8 protein-coding genes are annotated in these 13,349 nt (G+C 37.1%); 7 read left to right on the top strand and 1 reads right to left on the bottom strand.

Annotation, left to right across the window (positions count from 1 at the left end):
• Positions 1-23: 23 nt before the first annotated feature.
• The 5 genes from HND50_12810 to HND50_12790 all read left to right on the top strand — a co-directional run bounded on the left by HND50_12810 (position 24) and on the right by HND50_12790 (position 9,039).
• Positions 24-1,469, top strand: coding sequence for a FecR domain-containing protein (locus HND50_12810; protein ID NOG46115.1), 1,446 nt, complete (start codon positions 24-26; stop codon positions 1,467-1,469).
• A 16-nt stretch (positions 1,470-1,485) separates the two neighbouring features.
• Positions 1,486-3,213: a hypothetical protein gene (locus HND50_12805; protein NOG46114.1), complete on the top strand. Its 1,728-nt coding sequence runs from the start codon at positions 1,486-1,488 to the stop codon at positions 3,211-3,213.
• A 161-nt stretch (positions 3,214-3,374) separates the two neighbouring features.
• Complete coding sequence (locus HND50_12800; GenBank protein NOG46113.1) at positions 3,375-4,538, top strand: acyl-CoA dehydrogenase; 1,164 nt, start codon at positions 3,375-3,377, stop codon at positions 4,536-4,538.
• Positions 4,535-5,533 (top strand): response regulator, encoded by a 999-nt coding sequence (locus tag HND50_12795; GenBank protein NOG46112.1) that lies wholly within the window; start codon positions 4,535-4,537, stop codon positions 5,531-5,533. The genes HND50_12800 and HND50_12795 overlap by 4 nt, the downstream gene beginning before the upstream one ends.
• A 308-nt stretch (positions 5,534-5,841) precedes the next feature.
• Positions 5,842-9,039 (top strand): PKD domain-containing protein, encoded by a 3,198-nt coding sequence (locus HND50_12790; protein NOG46111.1) that lies wholly within the window; start codon positions 5,842-5,844, stop codon positions 9,037-9,039.
• Positions 9,040-9,113: 74 nt separating this feature from the next.
• On the opposite strand, the gene HND50_12785 is transcribed toward HND50_12790, so the two are convergent.
• Positions 9,114-10,106, bottom strand: a complete 993-nt coding sequence (locus HND50_12785) for a DUF4352 domain-containing protein (protein ID NOG46110.1) — start codon at positions 10,104-10,106, stop codon at positions 9,114-9,116.
• 94 nt (positions 10,107-10,200) lie between these two features.
• On the opposite strand from HND50_12785, the gene HND50_12780 reads away from it, so the two are divergent.
• Positions 10,201-10,944 (top strand): ribonuclease Z, encoded by a 744-nt coding sequence (locus HND50_12780; protein ID NOG46109.1) that lies wholly within the window; start codon positions 10,201-10,203, stop codon positions 10,942-10,944.
• Positions 10,944-13,337 carry a DNA internalization-related competence protein ComEC/Rec2 gene (locus HND50_12775; GenBank protein ID NOG46108.1) on the top strand — a complete coding sequence of 798 codons (2,394 nt, stop codon included), beginning with the start codon at positions 10,944-10,946 and terminating at the stop codon, positions 13,335-13,337. The genes HND50_12780 and HND50_12775 overlap by 1 nt, the downstream gene beginning before the upstream one ends.
• The last annotated feature ends 12 nt before the right edge of the window (positions 13,338-13,349 follow it).

Here is a 13,349-nt window from a genome sequence, read left to right as displayed (position 1 = left end):
ATTCTGAGTTAAGAGGACCCAAAATGAAACAACTTCAATACATATTTCTAATTGTTCTGTTTTTATTGCCTGCAGCATTTGCCCAAAAGCAAAGTTCGGCCAAAATTAAATTTGTTATTGGTGATGTACAGCGCTTGCCTGCTAAACAAACATCCTGGTTAAAGGCAAAAATTAATGGACGTGTTTATCAGGGCGACCGCATTAAAACAGCCTCTAACTCGCGGGTGGAAATTGAAATGCCCGATGGTTCGAAATTAAGAATCGACCAGAGCACAATTTTTGATATAAAAGAAATAAAAACCAAAGATGAAGATGGCGAAGATAAAATGTCTTTTTCTTTGTGGGCGGGAAATATTTGGGCCAAGTTTAAAAAAGTGGTCAGTGGCCGCCAAAGCCGCAGAATTGAAAGTCCGAGTGCTGTTGTGGCTATCCGTGGAACGGAGCTGGAAGTTAATGTTAACCAGCAATTAACCACCAAAGTAAGTGTAACAGAGGGTCTGGTAGCAGTATCATCCAAAGATGCAGATGGACAGGTTTTAGTTGGTGCAAATCAGCAAACAACGGTTCAAAAAGGGCAGGCACCAACCGAGCCGACTCAATCCACCGGCCAGAACCAGCAAACCACGCCAAGTGATTTTGTTTTACAGGTAGATAAAATTCCGGCTCAACAAACTGATCCTGCTGTATTAGGAAGTGGCATTCAAATTAGCGGACGTACAGTTGCAGGCGCAAGAGTTATGGCTGCCGGAGTACCAATCAATGTAGCGCCAAACGGACAGTTTTCCGGAAAGGTTACGATCCGCGAGGGATTTAATAATATTCGGGTTGCTGCAGAAAAAGATGGCAAGTCCGCAGTAGAAACTGTACGCCTTTTTGTAAATACGCGCCGTCCGCAAATTCAGCTTTCATCACCGTTGGTTAGCGGTTTCTTAAATAAACGCAATTATAGTTTAAGTGGTGCTGTCTTTGATGAAACACCTCTTGATAAAATAAAAGTATTTTTTAACGGAGATGAAGTTGCCGAAGTACGGGGTCGTGGTACATTTAACAGAACAGTTATTTTGCATGAAGGGCGCAACGATATCAAAATTGCAGCTATTGATCTTTCTAAAAACTCAGTGGAAATGGCCGAAAGAATATTCCTGGATACGGTAAAACCAATCATTACAATAACCGAGCCTGCACAAACTAATTTTTTTAGATTGGAGCCGCCACCGCCACCAGATAGAATCAATAATGCCCGTGGCGAAAGATTTCTCCAGATTATCAGAGGTGTTATAATTGATCCGCAACCTTCTTCACAGCTAAAACGAATTTTGATTAACGGTAAAGAAATACAGCCAAATACCGATGGTAGTTTTCAGACCGAAATCTATTTGGTCCGTGGCGAAAATCCTTTGCAAATTTATGCAGAAGATTTGGCCGGAAACATTACCCGCGATAATACAAGACGGATTATTATTCGATAACTACCAAGACAAAAACATGAAAAAATATCTCATTCTCTTACTGGTGTTACCAACGTTAATACTGGCCCAAAAAAGCGTTGATGTTACCGGGCGCGTTTCTTTAAGCACCCTTAATTTTGATTACGATGAAAAATCGGAAATCAAACCGGATACGGTGTCTAGCAAAGATTACGGTAAAACAACTTTGATCCCTGGTTTAAGTCAATCATTAAATCTTTCAATTTTTGCAAGAACGCAGGATTTTGATGTAAGTCTTCTTGGTGATATTCGCAATAATGATTGGAATACTTTGGATTTTAGCAGTCATAATGATATAGACCGTTTGAGCCTTAGTCTGCGCATTTCTAACCATGAAGTTGTTTTGGGTGATTTTTATGAATCCGGCTCGGAATTTTTCCTTCAAAGCCGTGAGATTAGAGGTGGAAAAGTAAAGCTCGCCTTTGATAATGTCTGGAGCCGCAAGTCATTTTTCGAGTTTAAGACTGTTTACGGTTTAGCCCAAAAAGCATTTTCTCAGGGTTCGCGAATTCGAAACATTTATAAGCAATTTGAGACAAGCGGTCAGTTTAGGAGATATCTTGGAGCTGTGTCTGTAAAAGCAGGTGAACGTGGGTTTTATAAAGCAGGTTTTCATTATTTACGTGCTGAAGATGAAGAAGGCTCAATTGGCGAATCATTAAATGATCCACTTGGCAATCAAAATTTTGGTGGTGATGCATCTCTGTTTTTATGGGATAATCATATCCAGCTTTTCGGTGAAGGTTTTTTGAGTGAAAAGGATACGGTAGGTTTTGGAAGTGTAAGCGACCTTACTTATAAAGGTGGTCTGGATTTCCGTTATGATCAGTTTAAGTTGATCGCTTTTTACCAGAGATTGGGTTTCAATTTTTACTCTGCAGGCTACCCGTTTCTTTTGAATGATCGTGAGGGTTTCAGGGTTCAAAGCGCTTACAATTTCCCAAATATTTTATTACTCAGTGCGGATGTAGAACAGTATGATAACAATCTTGAAAATGAAAATAATATCCCAACCACAACAACCCGTATTGGCGATCTTTCAGTTACAACCGGAATAAAAAAATTTCCTGAACTAACTTTAGCATTTGGTTTTCGTGATGATATTAGTGGATCGGTTTTTAATGATGAAGAAGAGGAAACAAGGACGAATAAAATTTCCAGAAAGTGGGAAGCCCGTATTTCGCATGATTTTAATATCAACCGCATTTCCCTCACATCAATCTATCTTGATTTAGATGATGACAGCAAAATCCCTGGAGGTGCTCCTCTTGGAACGGAACAGTTTATTGGCAGCCTTAACTTCTACACGCGGCCTACAAATAATATCTTCTTTTCAGGAGGCGGCGTTTTTAGCCGTTTGTTACTCACGGACTCTAAATCTAGTAATAATTTCTTTATCTACCAAAGCAGCCGTTGGGATATAATGCCACGTAAACTTGTGTTCGAGTCTACGCTTAATTTTGCAATGAATGAAGCACAAAACGGTGGTGATGATGATTTAATTAACAACTATTGGCAAGCCGATGGGCGCGTATCATTGGAATATTTTTTCAACAATACCATCTCTTTGAAATTGATTGGCGGCACAAATACACGCCAAATGGATTTCTCTACTTCCGAAGCGCTAAAGGTGCTTCAAAATCCTGACACAGAACCTACCTTTTTTAATGGCAATGAGACCTATAATGCTTTAATTTATGGTGCTGAAATAAACTGGATTTTTTAAGTTTGTTGAACCGGTTTATCTCACGAAAATAACAAAAAACAATTCAGCACTTTTTTATGCAGAAATAAGCATGAGGAGTGCTTATTTTTTAATATTTGTAATGTGCATCATAGCTATTGAAAAGTATTCTTCTTATATAGTTATGTTATCTGGAGTATAGAATGTTTCAGGGTCTTGATTATTATAACATAACAGATCAGCTTTCCGAAGATGAATTGATGATCCGGCAAACTGTCCGCGAGTTTGTGGACGAAAAGTTTATGCCTGTAATTCAAAAACATCACCGTGAAAGCACTTTTCCAATGGATATTATTCCCCAATTGGGTGAAATGGGTTTATTGGGTGTTACCGTTCCTGAAAAATATGGTGGACCGGGATTATCTAACTTTGTTTATGGGTTAGTTATGCAAGAACTGGAAAGAGGCGATTCCGGTTTAAGGTCTTTTGCTTCTGTTCAGGGTAGCCTGGTAATGTTTCCAATAAAAGCATATGGATCGGAAGAACAGAAAAACAAATGGTTGCCAAAACTGGCATCGGGCGAAAAAATTGGGTGTTTTGGATTAACCGAACCTGACTTTGGATCCAACCCAAATGGAATGCTTACTAAAGCTAAAAAGACGAATGACGGCTGGTTACTTAATGGTTCAAAAATGTGGATCACTAATGGTACACTTGCTGATGTAGCGGTTATCTGGGCAAAAACGGAAGACGGAGTAAAAGGCTTTTTGGTTGAAAAAGGAACACCGGGTTTTACAGCTACTGCGCTCAGTGGTAAATTTTCTTTACGTGCCTCCGATACGGCTGAGTTAAGTTTTCAGGATTGCCTAATTCCTGAAGAAAACAGATTGCCGGATATCAGCGGATTAAAAGGGCCGTTATCCTGTTTAAACGAAGCTCGATATGGAATTTCCTGGGGTGTAATTGGTGCAGCCATGGCGTGTTATGATGAGGCTTTGTCCTATTCTAAAGATCGTATTCAGTTTGATAGACCTATTGCCGGATTTCAATTAACCCAGGAAAAACTTGTTGAAATGGTAACTGAGATTACTAAAGCACAACTTTTAAACTATCAACTTGGCCGGTTAAAAGATCAGGGTAAAGCGAGACATTACCATGTTTCGCTGGCTAAGAGAAACAACGTAAACAATGCTTTAAAAATCGCCCGTAGTACACGTACAATTTTAGGCGCTAATGGTATTTCAGATGAATATCAGGCAATGCGCCACTCAATGAATTTGGAATCTGTACTCACATATGAAGGTACACATGAGATACATACCTTAATTGTGGGGCAGCATATAACAGGTGAAAGTGCTTTTAAATGAGCAATGGATTGAGTCATAAGGTTTTATTAGTTGAAGATGAGGCAGTAACTCATCGCGCAATTTGTAAAACATTTGAAAAACACAAATATAACTATGTTGGGGTAAAGTGCCTTTCTGATGCTATGGTAAAAGTAAAAACAGAGCACTTTGATATCATTTTTTCAGACATAGTTTTACCGGATGGATCTGGTTTAGAGCTTTTGGATGCTGTTCATAATTATTTGCTGGATGTACCATTTGTTGTTATTACTGCCTCCGAAAATGAACAATTGCTTCAGTCGGCATTAAGTAAAGGAGCATCAGATTTTTTATCCAAGCCATTTAACCTGCAGAATATCCCAACCATTATCAGTCGAAATATTGAACGAAAACGCATCGAACATGATCGTCAAAATCCACGTAACGCAACCGCCCTTTTAAAAGCTATTAAGGCATTGATTAGTGCTTTAGAAGCGAAAGATAGCTATACTTCCGGCCATTCTATGAGAGTGGCTCATTACGCAAAATTAATGGGAGATGAGCTTAATTTGACTGATGACCAAAAATATTGTTTAAATCTTTCGGCGATTTTACACGATATCGGAAAGATTGGTCTTTCTGACCATATTCTGAAAAAAAACAGTTCATTACTGGAAAGTGAATATCACGAGGCAAAAGAACATCCGCTAATCGGCAGTAAAATAGTTGGTAATATCGATGAGCTACATGAGGTTGCAGCTATAATTCGGCATCATCACGAGCGGTTTGATGGCAATGGTTATCCTGATGGTTTAAAAGGAGAGGCCATACCAATATTGGCCCGTGTTCTCGCCATCGTAGATACTTATGAAGCTATCGTTTCCCGAAGATATTATGGAACGGAAGAAACTCCTCAGAGGGCCTTTTTTGAATTGGAAAAAAATGCCGGTACTCAATTTGATCCGGAGCTTGTAAAAATATTTGTCAGGCTAGGAAAACACCCGGAATTTTTTAATATAAAAGATGAATTCATATAATAAATTTTTCTAATACGAATTTGCCTTCTTTTTATAATCTAACTACACTATTTAGAAAAAAAATATAATAATCTACAGAAATGTTAAACGATAAATGTAATTATTGTGATAAATGTTTCGATTGATCTGTTTTCCATAAATTAAATTATTGCATTCGTGTTTTTTGTTGCATAGAATCAGCCATTAATTTTCCCTGCTAAAATTGAAATATTAACAATACTTTTTTCACTCAATGAAAGGAGGAACTTTTATATCGTATTAATCAACTAACCTTTTACTAACCATTCATTTTATTGAAGGAGATATTTATGAATCGTTTTGCCATTTTACTGTTGTTATGTTTTACCTCTTTTCTATTTGCATCCGAGCTAAAAGTTAAAACTGTTGACCAGAAAAATGACGTCCCAGCATTTGCCGGGTATAACCAAACAAATTTGGTTGTAAAATTCAGTAAAGAAACCGTAAATAAAATCGTTGCCTCTGCAGCACATAAAAAAGGCGTAACTGGCTTACCACAATTAGATGCTCTAAATAAGCTGGTAGGCGTTTCTGAATTGCTGCAAAAATATCCGAATAAAAAACCAAAGTTCTATCAAGATAGGGTTATTGATCTTTCGCTTTGGTTTAAAGTTACCGTTAACTCCAAATTAGACATTGAAGAAGTTGCCAAGAGATATAAAGCACTTCCAGGTGTAATTGATGCTCAACCTTCCGGAATACACAAAGTATATGGTACTCCAAATGATCCAAATTTAGCTGATCAATGGCATTTGGACCAGGCAAACGACCATGATATGGATGCGCCTGAAGCATGGGATATTGAAACCGGTAATTCCCAAATAATTGTTGCTTGTATGGACACAGGTGTTCGTTATTTTCATAAAGATTTGGGTGGTGCAAATGCTTCTATAGATAATCCTGAAAATTCTGCCGGGAATATGTGGATTAATGAAGCAGAGAAAAATGGTGTTGCCGGTGTTGATGATGATAATAATGGGTATGTTGATGACTGGATCGGTTGGGACTTTGTTGACAATCAAACTGGTTTTTCCGGTGAAGATGCGGATACTCCAGATAATGATCCAAGAGATTTTAACGGCCATGGAACACATATTACCGGAACAATTGGCGCGATAAACAATAATGGTTATGCTGTTTCATCAGTTGCCGGTGGTTGGGGAAATGGCAGCCAGCAGGTAAATGGAAATGGTGTAAAATTAATGGCGTTGCGTATTGGTTATTCCGGACGCCTGTTTATTTTTGAAGTTGGCTATGTTGATATGGGCCATATTGCCGATGCTTTTATTTATGCCGCAGATAATGGTGCGCGTATTGCATCTTGTAGCTGGGGTTCTTCTAACTCTGGTGGTTTAGGCGATGCTCTTGATTATTTTATTGCCAGTGGCGGTCTTGTATTTAAAGCAGCCGGAAATGATGATGATGAAGGCTCAGATTATATGTTAGATAGAGCTGATGTTATTGGTGTAGCTTCAACAGATCAAAATGATGTAAAATCTGACTTTTCTACTTATGGAACATTTGTTGATATTTCTGCTCCTGGAACAGATATTTATGCCACTTACCATGATCATGATGATCCAAACAATGATTATGTTGCTTCACTAAGTGGTACATCTATGGCTACTCCTAACACAGCCGGTACAGCAGCTTTAATTTGGTCTCAAAACCCATCATGGACAGCAGAACAAGTTAAACAAAGATTATTTGATACTGCTGATGACATTTATGGTATTGCAGGAAACTCTGCCTATGCAGGAAAACTAGGTGCTGGTCGTATCAATGCTTTTAATGCAGTTAATACAGGAACACCTACAGCGCCAACGGCAGCTTTTTCAGCAAGCCCAACAAGTGGTTGCCCAACTCTTACTGTAAATTTCACGGATAACTCTTCTGGCACAATTGATACATGGAGCTGGGATTTTGGTGATGGTGGTTCTTCATCTGCACAAAGCCCATCTCATGATTATACTTCCGCAGGAACATATACAGTTTCTTTAACTGTTACAGGACCAGGTGGAAGCGATACTCATACAGAAACCAACTACATTACTGTAACAGATCCAACAGTCTCTGCAGATTTTAGCGGAACACCACTGTCAGGTGATTCGCCATTAAATGTTGCTTTTACAGACGCTTCAACAGGAAATGTTACCGGTTGGAATTGGGATTTTGGTGATGGTGGATCCTCTACTTCGCAGAATCCAAATCATACTTATAACGCAGCCGGCACATACACTGTTACTTTAACAGCTTCAAACGCTTGCGCCAGTGATGGTGCAACAAAAACAGATTACATCACGGTAACTGATCCTCCTTGTGATTTACCTGTTGCAGATTTTAGCGGAACACCATTGTCCGGTGATTCTCCGTTGAATGTAGCTTTTACTGATAATACAACAAATAATCCGACAAGTTGGAGCTGGGACTTTGGTGATGGCGGATCTTCTACATCTCAGAATCCAAGCCATACTTATAACTCAGCCGGGACTTATACAGTTGCTTTGACTTCTACAAATTCCTGTGGAACTGATACTGAGACAAAAGTTGATTATATAACTGTTACAGATCCTCCATGTGATTTACCTGTTGCTGAATTTAGTGGAACACCGGTATCCGGTGATACTCCATTGAATGTATCATTTACAGACAACACAACAAATAATCCAACAAGCTTCAGCTGGGATTTTGGCGATGGTGGTTCTTCAACAGCACAGAACCCAAACCATACATATAACAGCGCCGGCAGCTATACAGTTGCATTAACAGCAACTAATGCCTGTGGAAATGATACTGAAACCAAGGTAAATTATATTACTGTTTCTGATCCACCTGCTGGAGATGAAATGCATGTTGAAAGTATTAATGTTTCTAAACAGACATTCTTTGTTTTTAGCAGAGCCCATGCAACAGTTAAAATCGTTGATCAGAATGGTGATCCGGTTAGCAACGCATCTATTGATGGCAGCTGGGGTGGAAGTGTAACACAATCTGTATCGTTAACGACAAATTCAAATGGCGAAGCTTCAAGCTCATCACGTTGGATTTTTGGTAATGGAACTTTTGAGTTCTGCGTTGATGATGTAAGTAAAACAGGATACACTTATGATTCTGACGCAAATGTTGTTACTTGTGCAAGTACAGATGGAAGCACTTCAGCGGCAGTTCAGGTTTCAAATATAAGACTTGAAGATATTGAAGGCGAAGTTGGTTTTAAGGTCGCTAAAAATAGCCCGAATCCATTTAACCCAAGCACAACAATTACATTTTTAATTCCTGAGCAGGCACATGTTAAGCTTGAAATTTACAATGTTCTCGGCCAAAGAGTAAGAACGCTGATTAATCAGCAACTTGAAGGCGGAGTTCAAACATCTGTTTGGGATGGTAAAGATATATCAGGTAATAGTGTGAGTTCCGGGTTTTATGTTTATCAAATCACAGTGGATAATAAACATAAACTACGTAAGAAAATCTTAATGCTTAAATAATTTAGCATTGGTTTTAAATTAAAAAGGCGTCCTTAATACTCGGGACGCCTTTTTTTTAACACTTTGGTGAGAGATTATGGGAAGTATTTGGTAATCTCTTTGTCCTCATAAAAATAATTCAACGATTCAATTTGCGCATCCTTTGCAAATACAAAGGCAATCTGGCCATCGACCATTTTACGTGGTTCTAATTTTGTTTTATCAACAAAAGCGTTTTCCAACTCTTCTGTTTTTTTAAGGTCAACTTTATACGCATCACCCATTGTGGAAATTAACTGTAATTTATCCATCTCGAAAGTAATCGTTTCTGTGGAAAAGTTTTGAATGGTAAAATCTATATAAACAATATTTGCCTTTTTTTGATAATTTGGAACACAAAATGAAAATGGATAATTGCTTTGTAATATGCCTATTGTTTCTTTTCGTGTTTTGCTTAAATATTTTTCAGCTTCTTCACTTGCTGAGTTAAACTCCACAGCTTGCTTTAAATATCTCTCTGCGCTTAAATATAAATCAGGGTTATTTCTTTCTTTTTTTGCTCTATTGTAAAAAGCAATCCCTTTGTCATACATTTTTTGAAAGTTCTCATCATAAATCTGGTTTAGCAAAGAGTCGGCTTTATAATTATTTTCATTGTTATCCAGCGCCATTGCCAGATAATCCAAGGTGTTGCTAAAGTATTGCTCTTTTTGTATCTCGTTTTGCGGCTTTGTCGCTTTATATGCTAAGGCTAGATCAAAAAGTAATTCACTATATTCGTTCTTGTGTTCAGTAGTAGAGAAACCGTTTCCTAAGAACTTGTTAGCTTTCTCAAAATTTCCTGAAAAAGTTTCAATATTGCGTGTCTTTGTGTATAATTCTTTACCTCTGTTCATATAAGATAAGGCAATTTTAGAATTCACACTTTCATCCTGTGGATTGTCTTTTTTATAAGCAAGGTAATTGTTTAGTGCGTGTGTGTATTTTTTCTGGGCATATTGTTGATCGCCCTCTTCTAGTTTTGAACCGCCACACTGTAAAAGAAAAAAAGTAGAAACAATGAAGATTAATAATACTAACTGTTTCATACAGACCCCCTCTGGTCGATCATAAAATAATTTAAGTACCAAATAAAAAATCGTATATAAAATACATATAAAATTTACAAATAAAAATATTTCTATGAATATAACAATTTTAGGCTCCGGAACTATGGTTTCTCCTTTTAAGCGAAACCCCTCAGGTTACCTGCTGGAAAGTAAAAAACACAAGGCCCTGTTAGATTGTGGCCCTGGAGTTTTGCAAAAATTAAACCAACTTAATGTAGATGTGCTTGATATTGACTCTATCTTTTTATCACATTTTCATCAAGATCATTGTTCGGACGTTATGGCTATTTTGATGAGAAGATATTTATTAAAAGCGGATTCTAATCAAAAAATGGTACTTTTTGGACCGGTTGGGTTGAAATATTGGTTTAACTGTTTATCTTTAACCCAGGGGGATTGGATAAAAAAATTACCACCAATTCTCATTGAATCCGATAGCTCGGAATATGACTGGGCTGGCTACAAGATAAAAACACAGAAAACATTACATACTGAAAATTCTATTGCTTACATGTTTATAGGATTGAAAAGATTTTTTTATAGTGGTGATACCGATTACCAGGATGAACTGGTTAAGTTTGCCCATAAGGCAGATATGGCAATTGTTGAATGCTCAAGAAGTGATAAACAGGCTGTAGATGGGCATTTGACACCAGCTAAACTTGCCAGGTTTATAAATAACAGTGGAATCAAACATACTGTTGTTTCTCATATTTATCCTGAAAACGATACGCCGGATTTAAAAAATAGAATACTAAAAGATAATAATTTTAATCTTGAAATTGCAGACGATTTAATGAAACTAAACCTTATTTAATGAAACTCATAAAGTATTATCATACATTGCCATCGCTTTACTTTTTTTTTATATTCAGCACTGGTATTACCATTGGATGGATCAGCGGGAATTTTGTTTCTCCAATTTATCTAATGGCTGCTTTTTTAGTCATTCTCATCTATGCTGCACTTAATTTTAAAAATGATTTCCGATTGTTTTATGCTGTACTTATACTTTTCTTATTATCCGGTATATTAAAATCCTGGTTTTCTTTGTATCCATTTTCGCAAGCAGAGAATAATCTTTTTTATAATAATATTGATGCTTTTCAGGGAACGATTGAAAGTGTGAGTGTTCGTGAAGGTAAACCTGATATTTACCTGATGAAATGTGACAAAGTATTTTTAAAAGACAAAATGCTTGTTTCAGATGGATTTGTTGTGATCAGTCAGGGTAAGTATAGCAAACGCTTTAAATATGGGGATGTCCTGCATATTTTCGGCAAACCTCAGCAAGCGGGTTTACCAACAAATCCGGGAGAGTTTAACTACAGGCGGTACTTGCAATTAAATAACCGTTTTTTACAGTTCCGTCTGCATAAAGAGACCAAAGTTTTACATATCTTTAGTGGAAAAGGTAATTGGGCACAAAGCAATATTTTTAATAAAACACGTCATTCAATCCGCTCAATAATTGATAAACATCTAACTGGCAATTCAGCGTCAATTGTCAAAGCATTAATTTTAGGTGAACGTGGAAACCTGGAAAAAGGGGTTGTTGCAGATTTTCAAAAAACAGGTGTTATCCACGTTCTGGCAATTTCCGGACTTCACGTCGCATTTATTGCTTTGTTCCTGCAATTTATTTTGTCTATTCTGAGGGTACCACAAAAAATAAATATGGCTCTTATTATTCTTTTCCTGGTGTTCTTTTTGGCCCTTGTAAATTTTAAAGCACCGGTGGTAAGGGCATCGTTAATGATGACGGTGTATTTTATTGCAAAGTTTTCAAATCGTCCGCAAAATACTATTAACATTGTGGCATTGTCTGGTATAGCAATTTTACTTTTCAAACCGGAAGAACTTTTACTGCCGGGATTTCAATATTCATTTGCTGCTGTTTTCGGATTAGTTTATGGCAACTCAAAACTGAACTCTTTGCTTCCGGCATTTAAATCTAATACATGGTTTCGTAAGGTTTTTAATAAATTTATAAGGAAACCTTTTATTGCATCATTTTGTGCTATCCTGGCAACATTGCCCTTAACATGGTTTTATTTTGGTACTTTTCAGATTGGTGCATTGGTTGCTAATATTTTTGTAATTCCCATAATTGGTATAGTCGTTTTTTTAAGCATTTTCCTTCTAATAACAGCGTCGATTAAAATATTACCCGCAACCGGAATAGCTATTCTTTTAAACTCAGTTTTGGATTTTTTAACCTGGATTATCTCAAATTTTGCCAATCTTCCTTATGTGCAAATTGTTACTGGTCACCCATCCCTTGTCTCAATCATTCTAGTTACAATTGGCATTTTTCTATTTTTCAATGCAAAAAACTCTAAGGCAAGATTGGCTTTTCTGGCAGTTACTGCACTTTTTTTGTTTTTAACAATTGGAACCAATTTCCAGGGAAAAAATCTGAAGATTACATTTATCCATGTTGGCCAGGGAGATGCCGCATTGATTGAATTTCCAAATGGAAAAAATGCTTTGGTTGATGCAGGCAATAAAGGTTTCGGATTTGATGCTGGTGAAAGATATGTTGATCCTGTTTTAAAATATTACGGGATCTCAAAAATAAACTATCTCATTGGCAGCCATCCTCACAGTGACCATATTGGTGGGTTTGAGTTTTTACTGGACAACTATTTTGTTGATACACTTGTCATGAATGAGTTTAAGGTATCATCAAAGATTTATAAGCGGATAATCTCTAAATCAAAACAAAAGGGTGTATTTATTAAATATGCGGACGAAGGGGATATAATTATTCCTGACATAAGAACACGAATTTACATTCTGCATCCTGATACAACTTTTGAGACGAGTGGCTCGCATGGAGGCCAGACAATAAATAACAGCTCACTTGTATTTAAATTAATGTATGGAAATAATAGTTTTTTGTTTAGCGGGGATGCTGAAGTTGAAAGTGAAGAAGCAATGCAAAACTATGAATCATTTTTGGACGTTGATGTTTTAAAGGTTGGGCATCATGGCAGCAGAACCTCATCCAGTAAAGAATTTCTGGAATTGGTAAAACCAGAGTTTGCCATCATATCCGTAGGTAGAAAAAATAAGTTTAAACATCCAGCACCGGAAACACTGGAAAAATTTTCCAATTTGGGAATTGAATTTTACAGGACTGACCAGATTGGTGCAATAGTTATTGAAAGTGATGGGCATACTTTGAAAAAAGTGAATTGGAGATAATAAAAAAGGCTT

The organism is Calditrichota bacterium, assembly GCA_013112635.1.
GTDB lineage: Bacteria > Calditrichota > Calditrichia > Calditrichales > J004 > JABFGF01.
This window is presented reverse-complemented; position numbering and strand designations above follow the sequence as displayed.

Coding starts and splice junctions, on each gene's coding strand:
- HND50_12810 (NOG46115.1), top strand. CDS start 24: ATGAAACAACTTCAATACATATTTCTAATTGTTCTGTTTTTATTGCCT.
- HND50_12805 (NOG46114.1), top strand. CDS start 1,486: ATGAAAAAATATCTCATTCTCTTACTGGTGTTACCAACGTTAATACTG.
- HND50_12800 (NOG46113.1), top strand. CDS start 3,375: ATGTTTCAGGGTCTTGATTATTATAACATAACAGATCAGCTTTCCGAA.
- HND50_12795 (NOG46112.1), top strand. CDS start 4,535: ATGAGCAATGGATTGAGTCATAAGGTTTTATTAGTTGAAGATGAGGCA.
- HND50_12790 (NOG46111.1), top strand. CDS start 5,842: ATGAATCGTTTTGCCATTTTACTGTTGTTATGTTTTACCTCTTTTCTA.
- HND50_12785 (NOG46110.1), bottom strand. CDS start 10,106: ATGAAACAGTTAGTATTATTAATCTTCATTGTTTCTACTTTTTTTCTT.
- HND50_12780 (NOG46109.1), top strand. CDS start 10,201: ATGAATATAACAATTTTAGGCTCCGGAACTATGGTTTCTCCTTTTAAG.
- HND50_12775 (NOG46108.1), top strand. CDS start 10,944: ATGAAACTCATAAAGTATTATCATACATTGCCATCGCTTTACTTTTTT.